Annotated in this window: 13 protein-coding genes and 1 pseudogene; 3 read left to right on the top strand and 11 right to left on the bottom strand. The window is 59.3% G+C overall.

Annotation, left to right across the window (positions count from 1 at the left end):
• The first annotated feature begins 30 nt into the window (after window positions 1-30).
• Window positions 31-597, top strand: a pseudogene (locus tag DW112_RS01655) (hypothetical protein).
• The gene (locus DW112_RS01650) at window positions 521-1,171 is read left to right on the top strand and encodes an isocitrate/isopropylmalate family dehydrogenase (protein ID WP_233502585.1); all 651 of its coding nucleotides are present in this window, start codon (window positions 521-523) and stop codon (window positions 1,169-1,171) included. Before DW112_RS01655 ends, DW112_RS01650 begins: the two are co-directional and overlap by 77 nt.
• Before the next feature lie 351 nt (window positions 1,172-1,522).
• Here the strand turns inward: DW112_RS01650 and DW112_RS01645 are convergent, their stop codons facing one another.
• The 11 genes from DW112_RS01645 to DW112_RS01595 form a co-directional block, all read right to left on the bottom strand.
• Entirely contained in the window at window positions 1,523-2,653 is a 1,131-nt protein-coding gene (locus tag DW112_RS01645) for a DUF4179 domain-containing protein (RefSeq protein ID WP_117635373.1), read from the bottom strand.
• On the bottom strand, window positions 2,634-3,194 hold the full coding sequence (locus DW112_RS01640; protein WP_118328212.1) for an RNA polymerase sigma factor: 561 nt from the start codon (window positions 3,192-3,194) through the stop codon (window positions 2,634-2,636). Before DW112_RS01640 ends, DW112_RS01645 begins: the two co-directional genes overlap by 20 nt.
• Window positions 3,195-3,426: 232 nt before the next feature.
• Window positions 3,427-4,137, bottom strand: a complete 711-nt coding sequence (locus tag DW112_RS01635) for a metallophosphoesterase (RefSeq protein WP_117639531.1) — start codon at window positions 4,135-4,137, stop codon at window positions 3,427-3,429.
• Entirely contained in the window at window positions 4,134-6,053 is a 1,920-nt protein-coding gene (locus DW112_RS01630) for a BMP family ABC transporter substrate-binding protein (protein WP_117655045.1), read from the bottom strand. The genes DW112_RS01635 and DW112_RS01630 overlap by 4 nt, the downstream gene beginning before the upstream one ends.
• 94 nt (window positions 6,054-6,147) lie before the next feature.
• The gene (locus DW112_RS01625; RefSeq protein ID WP_117635370.1) at window positions 6,148-6,915 is read right to left on the bottom strand and encodes a mechanosensitive ion channel family protein; all 768 of its coding nucleotides are present in this window, start codon (window positions 6,913-6,915) and stop codon (window positions 6,148-6,150) included.
• A gap of 335 nt (window positions 6,916-7,250) precedes the next feature.
• Window positions 7,251-8,045: an ABC transporter ATP-binding protein gene (locus DW112_RS01620; RefSeq protein WP_022093887.1), complete on the bottom strand. Its 795-nt coding sequence runs from the start codon at window positions 8,043-8,045 to the stop codon at window positions 7,251-7,253.
• Complete coding sequence (locus DW112_RS01615) at window positions 8,038-8,961, bottom strand: ABC transporter permease (protein WP_117655043.1); 924 nt, start codon at window positions 8,959-8,961, stop codon at window positions 8,038-8,040. Before DW112_RS01615 ends, DW112_RS01620 begins: the two co-directional genes overlap by 8 nt.
• A gap of 204 nt (window positions 8,962-9,165) precedes the next feature.
• Window positions 9,166-10,146 (bottom strand): ABC transporter substrate-binding protein, encoded by a 981-nt coding sequence (locus DW112_RS01610; protein WP_118328211.1) that lies wholly within the window; start codon window positions 10,144-10,146, stop codon window positions 9,166-9,168.
• Window positions 10,147-10,306: 160 nt separating this feature from the next.
• The gene (locus DW112_RS01605) at window positions 10,307-11,092 is read right to left on the bottom strand and encodes a hypothetical protein (RefSeq protein WP_089572510.1); all 786 of its coding nucleotides are present in this window, start codon (window positions 11,090-11,092) and stop codon (window positions 10,307-10,309) included.
• Between the two features lie 249 nt (window positions 11,093-11,341).
• Window positions 11,342-12,745, bottom strand: a complete 1,404-nt coding sequence (gene asnS / locus DW112_RS01600; RefSeq protein ID WP_117758642.1) for an asparagine--tRNA ligase — start codon at window positions 12,743-12,745, stop codon at window positions 11,342-11,344.
• A 181-nt stretch (window positions 12,746-12,926) separates the two neighbouring features.
• Complete coding sequence (locus tag DW112_RS01595) at window positions 12,927-13,490, bottom strand: PTS glucose transporter subunit IIA (protein WP_117583092.1); 564 nt, start codon at window positions 13,488-13,490, stop codon at window positions 12,927-12,929.
• Between the two features lie 244 nt (window positions 13,491-13,734).
• Here DW112_RS01595 and DW112_RS01590 point away from each other — a divergent pair, with 244 nt between their 5' ends.
• Window positions 13,735-14,637, top strand: a complete 903-nt coding sequence (locus DW112_RS01590; RefSeq protein ID WP_117637610.1) for an alpha/beta hydrolase — start codon at window positions 13,735-13,737, stop codon at window positions 14,635-14,637.
• Window positions 14,638-14,646: the final 9 nt, after the last annotated feature.

Here is a 14,646-nt window from a genome sequence, read left to right as displayed (position 1 = left end):
TGCGACGGTGAGCAGTCGCCGGGCGCCAGCATGAATACCGAGGAAAAGCTCTTCATCGCCCGCCAGCTGGTGCGCATGAACGTGGACGTTATCGAGGCGGGCTTTCCCATCTCGAGTCCTGGTGACTTTCGCTCCGTACAGGAGATTGGCAAGATTGCGGGCGACCGATGCACGGTATGCGGCCTGACGCGCGCTGTCGACAGGGATATCGAAGTGGCTGCAGAGGCGCTCAAAACGGCCCAGAGGCCCCGTATCCATACAGGGCTGGGTGTGAGCACCAGTCACCTGCGCGACAAGCTCCATATGACTGAGGAAAGGGCAATTGAGTGAGCGATCCATGCCGTCAAACATGCTCGCAAGTTCGTTGACGATGTTGAGTTTTATGCCGAGGATGCCGGCCGCTCCGATCAGGAGTTTCTGGTGCGCATTATCGAGGCGGCCGTAAAGGCCGGTGCCACGGTCGTGAACATCCCCGATACGATGGGCTACAACATGCCGTGGGACTTTGGCGCCCGCATCCGTGACCTGCGCGGGCGCTGCGGGTGCGGCCGGTCAGCGTGCGGTCGACGTGATGGAGTATCGCGAGTACGAGATTGAGCGCATTGCGCGCCAGGCATTTGAGGCGGCGCGCAAACGTCGCGGCAAGGTGACGAGCGTTGATAAGCGCAACGTGCTGGAGACGAGCCGCATGTGGCGCGAGATCGTGCATCGCGTGCAAGACGAGGAGTACTCCGACGTGGAGCTTGAGGACCTGCTCGTCGACAACGCCGCCATGCAGCTCATCAGTCGACCGGCAGACTTTGACGTCGTGGTGACGGAGAACATGTTCGGCGACATCCTGTCCGATGAGGCGGCTCAGATTACCGGATCGCTCGGTATGCTTGCCTCTGCCTCGCTGGATGATGGCGTATCGCTGTTTGGGCCGAGCGCTGGCAGCGCTCCTGACATCGCGGGGCTCGGCGTGGCCAATCCGCTGGCTCAAATCTTGTCGGTGGCGATGCTGCTGACCTACGCGCTCGACATGGGCGAGCAAGCCGCGTGGATCGAGAGCGCCGTGGCGCGCGTGCTCGACGAGGGCTGGCGCACCCGTGACATCGCCGATGTCAACACCCCGGCAGATAAGATCCTCGGCACCACGACGATGGGCGACAAGGTCGTCGCCGCGCTGTAGGCGATGCCGATTCAAGCTGTCAAATATCTCAATCTGTAACATCTAAGGGGCAAAATCGTTCCTACCTGTTACAGATTGAGATTTTCGGCTGAGCATCCGTGGTCTGTCTCGATCTGTAACAGCTAACCGATTATTTGGGCCCTACCTGTTACAGATTGAGACAAACCGTTGGGACAGGTCGGACGAGTCAGCAAAACCACCACAAAGGTGCCGGTCCCCTTCGTGGTGGTTTTTAGCGCAACGAGGTGTTCCCAGCCGACCATACGGGCGGCCTTGCGCTCACGCTGCTCGATGACAGCGCATATTTAGACGCGAAGTGCGGAACCGGGTGCATATACGAGCCGCGTAGCGTTACGAATTCATGGGAATGACCGTATCGCCAATTTGTACGCTTGCAATCTTGTCTGTGTCACAAACTTGCGAGAACGGCCAGGTCTTGTGGACATCAGTGGTGCCGTTATCCAGTTTATTTGCGAAATAGCCGCTGTGGCTGGTTGCGTCCTCAACATGACCGTCTTTGAACGTCACGATGAGGGGTATGTTGCCAACGGCATCCATAGACTCCTCCATGTTTTGAGACATCTTGCCGCTGTTGTTGTCGTGTTCGATGGAACGATCTATGTTGTAGCGGACTGAAACGCCAACGCAGGATACGGTGGCCTCTTGAATCGTCGCCTTGGTGCCGTTAAAGTTGACCGATTTGGGCGCGGGAATCGTAACGGATGTATCTTCGTAATTCAGCTGGAACTTAAGATCCCATGGGCCCGTAAGTATTTTCTTATACTCGGGAAGCTCTTTGCCAGCACGTGGCACAACGAGAGAGTTGATATGCGTGCGGACGGTCCTGCCCATAAGGCCGGGTGATTCAACGCTGAACTGTGCAAAGTATTGAATGCTGGAGTCATTGGGGTTCTTGTCAATGAGCCATGATTGGCCTTGGCCGCCATGCTCGCCATCAACGTATACGTTTCCATCGACACTTCCGGCGATAGTTCCGTTCTCGCCCGGCTCGGAAAGCTTTTTCAGGGCAGCGGGATCGTCGAACGTAAGCGTATAGGCGATGGTAACCATATCCTTGTCGCCCATGATGGCGTCGGCGGTCACGGTGACTCCGTTGTTGGAGCAGCTAGCACCGACGGGCCGGCCAATACGGTCGATGATCTCGGTTTGAGAAGCAGGTCCGTCAAAGATGTCGGAAAGCATGTCAGAAGGAAGCGGCAGGACGCCTGTTGCCATAGCCGTGCCAGCGCCTCCAATGACGATAGCGAGGACTGCCGTTACAGCGGCAATGCGAGCGACTGTTCTTACGGGATGGCGGGCGATGCGCGGCTTGCGTCGCGTGCCATTAAAGTTGCTTTGAGCGGTCGCCGCATCGCTCGAGGCGACGGACTGAGCAATCGAGTTTGCCATGTGCTGCTTCGCATTATCGGTAAACGAAATGTGCTCCAGGGCGTGGCGATAGTCATTCGAATTCGTAGTCATTGTGGTCTCCTTTCAAGGAAAGCCGAAGTGACGCACGTCCGCGGCTAAGGTGCTGGGCGGTTGCAGCTGGCGTCGCGTGAACGGCGCCTGCGATTTCCCTGATGCTCATGCCTGCGTAGTAGTGCAAAAAGATGGCGATGCGCTGTGCTTGAGGCAGGGCCGTGACAGCGGAAAGAATGGCGCAGTCGCGTTGCGCGAATTCTTGCTCGGTATGTGTTACGGGTGCGCAGAAATCGGGGAGCGAATCGAGGTCGACAACCGGGTGATTCGCGTGCGTACGGCCGATATCGCGACATGCGTTCAGTGCGACTCGGATCACCCAAGCACGTTCGTGTTCGAGCGAGTCGAACGGTTGAGTGCGTTGGAGAATCTTGATCAGCGTGTCCTGGCAGATGTCTTGAGCGTCGTCAGCGGATCCAAGGGCCGAATAGCACAATCGAAGGATGAGGTCGGAATACGTGTCGACCAAGCGCTTTGCTTCCCGCTCGATCTGATCGGCATCGCATCGGAGCGTGCTATTGCGGTTACGGCGTGCAGGCATAGTGTCACCTCCAATTGGTCGTGGTGGATATAGGGAAGGCGTCTCGCGAGGTCCCTCTACATACAACACGGTCGAGACTGCATAAGTTGACAAAAAAAGACGGCACGTGAGCGCCGTCCTTACAAAACAATGAGTGTTCTCGTTAATTACACAAGCACCGTGATGGACAGGTCGGACGAGTCAGCAAAACCACCATAAAGGTGCCTATCCCCTTCGTGGTGGTTGTTGGCAGTTACCAGGGGGTTCTGGCGGTTGAAGACTCGATTGCTTCGTGGCGTTTGAGCTCGCGGCGCATGGTTTGCGAGTTGAGCCAAGCGGCCTTCCAACCGCGCGTGGGGTAGCGCGCCTCGTCAATTTCGATCTTGGTATAGCCGCAGGCGTTGACAATCTTCGTTCCGCATGGGTGTTGGCGCTCGCGTTGAAAGTTGGGGCCGTAGCTTTGGTGCACATGCCCGTGAATCATATAGTCGGGACCCCAAGACTCAAGAGCCGCATTAAAGCACTCGAATCCTCGATGCGGCAGGTCGTCCAGGTCGCCCATGCCTGCGACGGGTGCATGGGTAAGTAGAATATCGCATCCGTCTACCAGTGCGATTTTTCGCGATAGCTTGCGCATGCGTTTTGCCATCTCGCGCTCGGTATACATGTTCGCGCCGTCGCGGTAGCGCATGGAACCGCCCAGACCCGCAATGCGAATACCTCGGTACACATATACGCTGTCCTCAACACAAATGCACCCGCCCGGTGCATGGCGCGCGTAGCGGTCGTCGTGGTTGCCACGAACGTACACAAGCGGTTTGTTGATGACAGTGACCAAAAACTCAAGATAGTCCGGATCCAGGTCGCCTGCGGATAGAATCAGGTCAACGTCCTCAAAGCGCTCCTTGCGAAAACATTCCCACAGGCAGCGCTCCTCTACATCGGCAATGGCTAGGATATTCATAGGGCACGGACCTCCGGCTCGTTATCGAGCTGCGGAATCGAGCCTATAACGTTGTCAGCCAGCCAGTTCATCTCGACAATCTGCGTACTCGGCAGGGGAGGGAAGCCCTCAATCTGAACCACGCCGTCCTGGCTGTGGAGCTCGCCGCCAAATGGGTTGATGGAGCCCTCGACAATGCCGTTGCGAAGCAGCTGCACAAGTTTACGCGTCTGATAGGGTAGGCCCGGAGCGTAGCGAATATCGATGACGCCGGAGCTCATACCGTACCAGTAATTGACGGCGCGCACCTGCTGGTCATCGGCGGTCTCGTCCCATGTGCCGTGCAGTAGGCTGCGTACGATGAGTTCGTAGTAACGGCCCCAGTTCCATACCGGCATAGCAATACCGGTAACTTCCTTGCCGTTTACCAGACGGTGAAGCCCGTAGGCGGTGGGGTCCTCGAGAGACTTGGACATATCGGCGCCGGTCATGACGCTCACGCCTTCGCGGCACATGGCCTCGGCAAGGCCTCCGGCGGGCACATCGCCCCAGGTCAGGATAATTTGCGCACGGGGGTCGAGCAGCGAGGCGCCAATCGCAAAGGCGTTGATCTCGCTGAGTGCGCCCGAGGCGAAGACTGACGCGTGATAACCGATGCGGTGGTTGTCCGCCATGCTGGCGGCAAGGGCGCCCAGGAGAAACTTGGCCTCGTACATCTTGCCAAAGTACGATCGGACGCTTTGGTGGGGAAGGCCGATAGAGCAGTTAAGGAACCGAACCTGGGGATACTCAACCGCAGCCCTGAGCGTGTATTCCATCAGGCGGTGCGAGGTCGAGAAGATGACGTTTGCTCCATGTTTGACAGCCGTTTCCACGGCGGCGTAGAACACGTCCGGATCGTGACAGTCCTCGAACGCCTCGGTGCGCACGATACCGCCAAAGTGCTCATCGAGATACTGACGTCCTTGGTCGTGCAGGCTGTCCCAGCTCGACGTCGCACAGGGGAACTCATGGATAAAGGCGATGCGCAGGGGGTTGGCCGCCGAATAGACGGTCTTGCCCATAAAGAAGTTGAGCACGCCGGAGGTGGACTTGGCGGGTGTCTCTTGCTCATCGACGCTCGGCGCTTCGACAAGATCGACCTTGTCCTCGTCATTTTTGCCGGCAATGACCAGCTCGCGCCAAATCTTGCACAGGCGGTTTACGACGATGTCCGTCGGCGTATCCAGTAGACGGTCTTGGTTGTACACGTTGAGGTAGACGAGCATGGCGTCGGCGGGCGTAATGTCCAGGTGGTCGCCGCCTGCGCGAAGATAGGCGCGCTTAAAGAGCAGGAAGGTGTGACGTAGGTAGTCGACCTTCTTTTGAGGCCATTTTTCGACAAGATCTTGGCCGAGCATTTTGGCAAGCATCTCGTAGCTGCCCTCGCGCGAAAACTCAATCTCGTACAGGGGGCATACGTACCAAAAGGCGCAAAACTCACCGTACAGGCGGCTCTCGACGGAATCCCACTTACCGGGGTACAGACGCGTCACCTTGGCCGAGACCGTCGGAGCGTCAAGGAATTTGAGGACGCTGACACGCTTGTTGCCCTCTTGGACGTAAAAGCGGTGCATGAACTCGGTGACGATGATGGGGTCGCGGTAGCCCTCGGAGATTTGGATATCGTAGAGGTTGGACCATTTGCGGGCGAATTCGGTATTCCAGGGGAGCAGCGGCATAAAGTTACACGAAAAGGCGGACTGGCGACCTTTGGTAACCGTGCCGACGACCATTTCGAGCGGAATGTCCCGCAGGCCGATGTTCTCGCGCTGCCCGCAGGGAAGCTGGGCGACCAAGCTGTCGAGGTCCGTAAGATATGGATGCTCGCTTTGGCTGATGGCGCGACGGCGTTCCTGTTCGCCGCGCTTGCGCGCTTGACGATAGGCCTCTTCCATGGTGTCTACTCCCTTAGTCGTTTAAACAACGATATGAACCATGGTACCACGATGCGAAACCACCACAAAGGTGCCTGTCCCCTTTGCGGTGGTTTTAGGCGATGATGGGGGCGATGGCGCGGATGCAGGCGTCGGCTGCCGTAAAGGTGGTGCTGTCGTCACTGACGATAAAGATGATCTTACCCTTAATGCCAAAGTCGCCGATCTCGCTAAAGAGCACGTAGGGTTCCTTGTCAAAGCCCGAGATGGGTGAAACGGCGACCTTGGTGGCACAGGCGAGCTCGTCTGCCAGCGCATCGAGCGAGTCCCACTTTGACGTGTCCTTCACCGCGACGGGAACGACAACGCGTCCAAAGGGCATGAGGTGCACGAGTGTGTTCTTGGAGATGTTGGAGTTGGGGACGATGATGGTCTGTCCGCAGGCGTCCTCGATGGTCGTGTGGCGCCAAGTGATGTCCTGGACCACGCCCGACACGCCGCCGACCTCGATATTGTCGCCGGGCTTGATGATGCCCATAAAGGTCACTTGCATGCCGCCGATAAGGTTTGATAGCGTGTCCTGAAAGCCGAGCGAGATGGCGATGCCGCCGACGCCAAGAGCGGCGACGAGCGCGTTTGCGTTAATGCCAAAGCAGTTGTCGAGGATAAAGCTGCCGCCGATCATCCAAATGACGGCACGCGCGATGTTGATGAAGATGCTCGATGCGGGAAGCGGGTTGTCGTCTCGGTTGAGTAGGTGGCGCAGGGTCTTGGATGCCACCTTGGCGGCGATGGCGGTGACTATTACCAAGATGACGGCCCAGATGATGTTGTGGACCCAGCGCTGCTCAAAGAAATGAAGAATCGGTTCAAACAATTCCATGTAGGGAAAACCTCCTAATGATCATTCAACCATGATACCCACCAAAAAGCCCGTCCGATCACATCGGACGGGCCGATAACTTGAGATGGGGTGGCCGCGGTGGCGTAAGCTGGGCCGCCGGCGAGCACGCCGGCAAGGAGTGCGGCGGTCAAGCAAGACGGGGAAGGAGTCTTCTCATGGCAGTTTCCTTAGTTCTTAACCAGTGGTTCCTGCTGACGCTGGATTATCGACATGATATGCGAAAACCGTCGCAAAGGTATCTGTTCCTTTGCGGCGGTTTTGACGTTTGCGCAGATAAAACCTGCCAAAATAAACCTGTCCCTTATTGGCAGGTTTTAGCTCAGCAGCATGCGGTCGTTGGCGAGCTCGCCGCCCGAGACCTCCTCGAACTTCTGCAGCAGGTCGGCGACGGTGAGCGACTTCTTCTCGTCGCCCGCCACGTCGTAGATAACGTGGCCCTCGTGCATCATGATCAGGCGATTGCCCAGACGGATGGCGTCATTCATGTTGTGCGTGACCATGAGCGTGGTCAGGTGGTTCTCGTCGACAATCTCCTCGGTCAGATTGAGCACCTTAGAGGCGGTCTTGGGGTCGAGTGCCGCGGTGTGCTCGTCGAGCAGCAGCAAGCGCGGCTTGGTGAGCGTGGCCATGAGCAGCGTGAGTGCCTGGCGCTGGCCACCCGAAAGCAGGCCGACCTTGGCGTTGAGGCGCGTGTCCAGGCCAAGGTCCAGGCGCTTGAGCAACTCAACGTACTCGTCCTTCTCGGCCTTGGTGACGCCCCACGAAAGGCCGCGACGCTGGCCGCGACGCTTGGCGAGGGCCAAGTTCTCGGCAATCTGCATGTCGGCTGCGGTGCCGCGCATGGGATCCTGGAACACGCGGCCCAGGTACTTGGCGCGCTGCGACTCGCTCAGGCGCGAGATGTCGGTGCCGTCGAGCTCGATAACGCCCGAATCGAGCGGATATACGCCGGCAATCATGTTGAGCAGCGTGGATTTGCCGGCGCCGTTGCCGCCGATCACAGTTACAAAGTCGCCGTCGTTGAGGGTAAGGTCGACGCCGGTGAGCGCGCGCTTCTCGGTGACGGTGCCCTTGTTAAAGGTCTTCTTGACGTGCGAGAGCTTAAGCATCTGCCTCATCTCCCTTCGTGTAGGAGCTGCGGAGCTTATAGCGCTCCCAAACCACGGGAACGCACAGGGCCACGGCGACGATCACGGCGGAGAGCAGCTTCATGTCGTTGGCGTCCATGCCCAGTTGCAGCACGATGGCGCGGATGAGGAAGTACACCACGGAGCCAAAGACGGCGGAGGCCAGACGGACGGAGAACTGCGTGAGACCGCCGGGCAGCAGGCGGCCGAGCACCTCGCCGATGACGATGGCGGCAAGACCGATAACGATGGCGCCGGTACCCATGCCAATGTCGGCATACTTCTGGCTCTGGCAGATGAGCGCACCCGAAAGGCCAATGAGGGCGTTGGAGAGCACGAGGGCGATCATTTTGGTGGAGTTGGTGTTGACGCCTAGGGCGCGGATCATGTACTCGTTGTTGCCGGTGGCACGCAGCGCCGAGCCGATCTCGGTGCCAAAGAACCAGTACAGGATGGCGACGATGGCCACGGCCAGCACAATGCCTAGGATAATGGCAACAGTGGACTGCGGCAGGCCCGTCATGTTGCTGACGGATGAGAAGATAGTGCCCTTGGCAAGGATGGGCGTGTTGGACTTGCCCATGATGCGCAGGTTGATGGACCACAGACTGATCTGCGTAAGGATTCCGGCGAGGATTGCGGGAATCTCAAAGACGGTGGTCAAGATGCCCGTGACGGCGCCCGCGATGGCGCCGGCGCACATGCCGGCCAGCACGGCGAGCAAGGGGTCGACGTTATTGTTGACGATGAGTACGGCGCAGACACAGCCGCCGAGGGCAAAGCTGCCGTCGCAGGTCATATCGGGGATGTCGAGCAGGCGGAACGTGATAAACACGCCAAGCACCATAATGCCCCAGAGGACGCCCTGCGAAACGGCGCCCTGCAATGCAATGAGCATGCTTCATACCTCCTAGGATAGGGTGGACACGTGATTTTCCATAATAGCGGTACCAATGCATAAAAGAGCTGCGGACGGATGTTTTGTCTCATCCGAAACAAGCAGGGCGAACGCCGGTCTTTGGCGTTCGCCCCTGTGGCTCAGATATTGAATAACACGGCAACGGCGCGAGTATGGGCCCTAGGCACATCGCCGCGCATACTGCTACTCGTCCAGAGCGGAGAGGTCGATGCCCAAAGCCTCGGCCATCTCGTCATTCTTGACGACGACCAGGTTCTTGCTCGAGAGGTGCTTGATCGGCATATCCTCGGCCTTGGCCTCGCCCTTCAGGATCTTAACGGCCATCTCGCCCGCGGCGTAGCCCAGGTCCTCATAGTTGATAGAGAGGGTGAACAGGCCGCCGGCCATGCACATACCCTCCTCGCCGGTCACGAAGGGAAGCTTGTTCTCCTTGCAGATCTGACCGACCTGCGAAGCGCCCGCGGCGATGGTGTTGTCAGTGGGGGAGTACAGCGCGTCGACCTTGCCCACGGAGGACTCGACGACGGACTGGATTTCATTGGAGCTCGAGACGGTGTAATCGGTGTACTCCAGGCCCAGCTTGTCGAGCTCCTTCTTGGCAGCCTTGATCTGGACGTCGGAGTTGGACTCGGCGGTGCAGTAGAGCAAGCCGACCTTCTTAACGTCGGGCAGGACCTTCTGCATCATCTCGAGCTGCTCGGCGACCGGGGTGAGGTCGGAGGCGCCCGTGACGTTGGTGCCGGGCTTGTCGTTGTCCTGGACCAGGCCGGAAGCGGCGTAGTCAGTGATGGCGCAGCCAACGATGGGGATATCAGCGGTGGCGCCGGCGGCAGCCTGCGCGGCGGGCGTAGCGATGGCATAGATCAGGTCGACGCCATCGCCCACGAACTTGTCGGCGATGGACTTACACGTGGACTGGTCGTTCTGGGCGTTCTTCTGGTCGATCTTGACCTTAAGGCCGCTCTCCTTGATGGCCTTGACAAAGCCGTCGTTGGCGGCATCGAGTGCGGAGTGCTCGGTGAGTTGCAGAACGCCGATGGTGTAGTCGGAACCGGCGGCAGCAGAGCCGGAACCAGAGTTGCCGCCGCATCCGGCGAGCGGGGCGAGCGCGAGCAGACCGGCGGAGACCAGAAGGCTCCTGCGGCTGATGGTGATGTCCTTCATATCATTACCCCCAGTATAAAAATGGCTGGAAACACTGCACTGGGACAAAGTGCAAGTGGAACTATAGTAGCGCTGATGTCCATTTTTACAACAGCCTGGCGGGTTTTTTAATACAGAATCGGATGGGCGGTACGGGTAGTCGAATGGGCGGCGGAGGGTCTTATGCGGCGGAGGAGGCATCGTCCTCGTCCAGGACGGCGAAGAGCTTCTTGCCGTCAAGGAGACGTGTGGTGACGTTTCTCATGCGGCCGATCTCAACGGTACGCAGCGTGTCGTCGGCGCCTCGCGCGTCATAGACCGTTCCCAGCAAATACGAGATGCCGTCTCGTTGCTTGATGGCAAAGGGCCGGAGTGTCATCCGCGCCACTTCGACCTCTCCGCGTGCCGTGACACTCGAAATATCAAAACTCACCGTGGTTCCGTGGTCGATGGCCTGCTCGATGAGCTCGCAGGCATCGATGCGCTTGACGGGCGTGCGTGTGGCCTTGGTGGATTTGTCGCCTGCGCTTGGAGCAGGCTCGGGTGCATCGAGGTAGCCGCGAACGTCGGCACTCGCCATGGCGACCAGGTGCTGCGCTATGCTCTTTCGAATGGCGATGGGCGTGGAGCGGTTGCGCATGACCATGCCGTGGAGCCGGATGATCTCTTCGTCGGTGAGCGGACGGGTCAAGAGTCGATAGCCAACGCCGCGCTTGTACTCAATTTCGTATCCGGCATGGCGAAGTGCGGAGATGGCGGTGTAGATGCTGCGCCGCGCCGCCGAGATGGGCATGCGGGCGGGGTCGTCGGGATGGGCGAGACGCCGGATCAACTCATCGGAAAGCATGGCCTTGTCCTCGCCGGTGTTTTCGCTTAATAGTTGCAGGATGCGAACGGCGCGATAGGCTGCCATCGAGGCGGCGCCCCTCGTCGTGGTCTCGTAAGTTTCAACAGCGGTTTCGGTCATGGCGTCCACGTCCTTTCCGTTTTGGGTGGCGACGGTATGGAGCCTAGGGCGCGGGGCTTTCCCAGGGGTGCAGGACGCTCCGGGCGGTCGGTAGTCGTCGGCAAGCGGCGGGTCGAGTTTTCAACAGCCCTGCTCAACTGACCAAAATCTTGCCAAAAGCTTGACGGATACTGTTGAAAAAAGCGCCCCTCGGCTTGCCGAGAGGCGCTGGCGTGATGCGCTGGAACGCGTTTGGTGGCGCTGTGGCGATTAGAAGTCGGCGTTGCCCACGGTGCGCGGGTGCGGCAGGACGTCGCGGATGTTGCCCACGCCGGTCAGATACATGACCAGGCGCTCGAAGCCCAGACCGTAGCCGGCGTGCTTGCAGGAACCGTAGCGGCGCAGGTCAAGGTAGTACTTGTACTGCTCGGGATTCATGCCCAGGTCCTTGATGCGGGCCTCGAGCAGATCCAGGCGCTCCTCGCGCTGGGAGCCGCCGATAATCTCGCCGATACCGGGAACCAGGCAGTCGGCGGCGGCGACGGTCTTGCCGTCCTCGTTCATGCGCATGTAGAACGCCTTGATCTCGGCCGGGTAGTCGGTTACGAAGGTCGGTCGCTTAAAGTGCTCCTCGGTCAGGAAACGCTCGTGCTCGGTCTGCAGGTCGATGCCCCAGCTCACGGGATAGTCAAACTTGTGACCGGCGGCGACTGCCTGCTCCAGGATTTCGACAGCCTCGGTGTAGGTAACGCGGGCAAAGTCGGAGTTTGCCACATGGTCCAGGCGCTCGATCAGGCCCTTGTCCACAAACTTGTTGAGCATATTGAGCTCGTCGGGGCAGGTGGCCATAACGTCCTTAAGGACGTACTTGAGCATGGCCTCGGCGTTATCCATGTAGTCGTTCAGGTCGGCAAAGGCCATCTCGGGCTCGATCATCCAAAACTCGGCGGCGTGGCGCGTGGTGTTGGAGTTTTCGGCGCGGAAGGTGGGGCCAAAGGTGTACACGTCGCCAAAGGCCATGGCAAAGTTCTCGGCATTGAGCTGGCCGGACACGGTAAGGCTCGCGTGCTTGCCAAAGAAGTCCTGGCTCCAGTCGACCTCGCCGGACTCGGTGAGGGGCGGATTTTTGGGGTCGAGCGTGGTCACGCGGAACATCTCGCCGGCGCCCTCGCAGTCACTCGTGGTGATGATGGGGGTGTTGACGTAGACAAAGCCCTGCTCCTGGAAGAAGCGGTGGATGGCGGCAGCCGCGACAGAACGGATGCGGAACACGGCGCGGAACAGGTTGGTGCGCGGGCGCAGGTGCTGCTGGGTGCGCAGGAACTCGACGGTTGCGCGCTTCTTCTGCAGCGGGTAATCCGGGGCGCTGACGCCCTCGACCTCGATGGAGGTGGCAGAAAGCTCGAAAGGCTGGGGCGCATCGGGGGTCAGCTTGACGGTGCCGGTGCAAATGAGTGCGGCCGAGACGTTTTGATGGGCGATCTCGTCGTAGTTGTCGAGTGCCTCGCGGTTCATGACGACTTGCAGGTCGCGGAAGCAGCTGCCGTCGTTGAGCGTGACAAAGCCAAAGTTCTTCATGTCGCGGACGGACTTGACCCAGCCGGCGACGGTGACGGTCTGGCCGCCGAGCGACTCGGCATCGGCATAGAGCTGCGCGATTTTGGTGCGGTTCACGTATCCTCCCATAACGGTTGAATGATAGTTATCCATACAGTTCGATATTCTAGCAGCTCGGCTCATTTGGGCTATACAGATAAGGCATTGGCGGGATGGTTTTTCAAACGAAAAGCGCCCGCGGCCAAATGGTCGCGGGCGCTTGACGAGGTGCCTTTTGGCTGTGTGGCGCGGGGCCTGGCTACTTGGTCTTGGCAACCAGCAGCGGATCGCCAAGCTTGACGAGCGGATTGCCGCCGATAAGCGTGCCAGACTCGCCGACGTGGTCGATGCTCTTGAGGCGGTCGAGCTCAGAGATGATGACGGTCACGATGTCCTCGTGACCGGCGGCCTTGATAGCGTCGCGGTCGAAGCTGATGAGCGGCTGGCCGGCCTTGACCGTGTCGCCCATCTCGACAAAGCGGGCAAAACCCTTGCCGTTCATTTCCACGGTGCCCAGGCCAACATGGATGAACACGCGAAGACCGTCCTCGGTGATCATGCCGATGGAGTGGTTGGTGACGGTGGTGGCGCCGATACGGCCGTTAGCGGGGGCGTAAATGGTGCCGGTAATGGGCTCGATGCCGTAGCCCTGGCCGAGCATGCCCGAGGCGATGGTCTCATCGGGAACCTCACTCAGATTGACGAGCACGCCGTTGACAGGAGCGTAGATGACGCCTTCGCGGGTGGCGAAGCTTGCTGCGGGCGGAACGGACGCCTCGCCCGACGAAGTGAACGTGGACTTGAGCGAATCGAGCAGACCCATAGTTGCCTCCAACTTAAATAGGCGCATATCGCGCGTTTGGTTTGCCGGAAACGTTTCATATCTGTTTCGCGGCTTGGTCAACACCCCCTATTCTACGCTGCTCAGCGATACCTCTGAGCTGGGATTATGTGATATATCAGTTGAAGGGAAACTTATTGCTGGCGTGTTTCTGCGTCACGGGTTCAAGTGGGGTACGCTTGAAGGCGAAAAACAAGGGCGCATAATTTGCGCGAAAGGAGCACATATGATTGTCGAGAACCATGCGCTGTGGGGCGAGGAGCCGACCGAGGAATATCCGGCGACGTTTACGTATTTGGGTGCCGAGCCGCTGCCCGATAAACCGAATGGTCGCCGCCCTGCCGTGATTATCTGCGGCGGAGGTGCGTTTACGCATATCGCTCCGCATGAGCAGGATCCCGTGGCGTTTGCGTTTTTGGATCACGGTTACCAGGCCTTTGTGCTCAACTATGTCACGAGTTCTACGGGTGACGTGAGCTTTCCGCGCCCCCAGGCGGATCTTGCCAAGATGGTCGCCACGGTGCGCGCCAACGCCGACGAGTGGCATGTCGATCCTAAGCGCGTGTGCGTCGTGGGATTCTCGGCGGGCGGTATGATCTGCGCTTCGCTGGCAACGCAATGGAAGACTGGTCCCTTCGCGGGCTTGGCAGGGGCGCGCGCGGACGACATTCGTCCCGATGCCGTGGTGCTAGGTTATCCATTGCTCGACTTTGCCTATGTGCGCGACATGCAGACGCGCGATCCGCGCATTGACTTGCGTGTGCCCAAGACGGGCGGCAAGACGGGGCGCGATCTTCTCAACGACTACCTGTCGATGGTGACGGGTGGCGAGGCAACTGACGAGCATTTGGCTGATATCTGCCCCACCACGCATGTTTCGCGTCAGATGCCGCCGACCTTTGTGTGGGGCGTGTCCGACGACAAGACGGCGCCGATCGCGCAGGTCTATCCGTTTGCGCAGCGCATGGCCGAGGAGGGCGTCGCTTGCGAGATGCACGTCTTTGACCAGGGCGGTCACGGCCTTTCGCTCGGCAACGCCAACACCGCGGTCGACAACGAGGACAAACAAGTGGCGGTCCGTCCCTGGATCCGCCTAGCCTTCCGTTTCCTGGAGCGCCACGGCTTCTAGTTACGCGGT

This window comes from Collinsella sp. AM09-41 (assembly GCF_003473245.1).
In the GTDB taxonomy this organism is placed as follows: Bacteria; Actinomycetota; Coriobacteriia; order Coriobacteriales; family Coriobacteriaceae; genus Collinsella.
Note: the sequence above shows the minus strand (reverse complement) of the source record. Positions and strands in the feature narration are given on the sequence as shown.

What these genes read in the sequence shown, in the direction of transcription:
- DW112_RS01620 (WP_022093887.1), bottom strand. Translation starts at nt 8,045, where the DNA reads ATGCTTAAGCTCTCGCACGTCAAGAAGACCTTTAACAAGGGCACCGTC.
- DW112_RS01640 (WP_118328212.1), bottom strand. Translation starts at nt 3,194, where the DNA reads ATGCCTGCACGCCGTAACCGCAATAGCACGCTCCGATGCGATGCCGAT.
- DW112_RS01615 (WP_117655043.1), bottom strand. Translation starts at nt 8,961, where the DNA reads ATGCTCATTGCATTGCAGGGCGCCGTTTCGCAGGGCGTCCTCTGGGGC.
- DW112_RS01630 (WP_117655045.1), bottom strand. Translation starts at nt 6,053, where the DNA reads ATGGAAGAGGCCTATCGTCAAGCGCGCAAGCGCGGCGAACAGGAACGC.
- DW112_RS01625 (WP_117635370.1), bottom strand. Translation starts at nt 6,915, where the DNA reads ATGGAATTGTTTGAACCGATTCTTCATTTCTTTGAGCAGCGCTGGGTC.
- DW112_RS01645 (WP_117635373.1), bottom strand. Translation starts at nt 2,653, where the DNA reads ATGACTACGAATTCGAATGACTATCGCCACGCCCTGGAGCACATTTCG.
- DW112_RS01590 (WP_117637610.1), top strand. Translation starts at nt 13,735, where the DNA reads ATGATTGTCGAGAACCATGCGCTGTGGGGCGAGGAGCCGACCGAGGAA.
- DW112_RS01605 (WP_089572510.1), bottom strand. Translation starts at nt 11,092, where the DNA reads ATGACCGAAACCGCTGTTGAAACTTACGAGACCACGACGAGGGGCGCC.
- DW112_RS01610 (WP_118328211.1), bottom strand. Translation starts at nt 10,146, where the DNA reads ATGAAGGACATCACCATCAGCCGCAGGAGCCTTCTGGTCTCCGCCGGT.
- DW112_RS01595 (WP_117583092.1), bottom strand. Translation starts at nt 13,490, where the DNA reads ATGGGTCTGCTCGATTCGCTCAAGTCCACGTTCACTTCGTCGGGCGAG.
- DW112_RS01635 (WP_117639531.1), bottom strand. Translation starts at nt 4,137, where the DNA reads ATGAATATCCTAGCCATTGCCGATGTAGAGGAGCGCTGCCTGTGGGAA.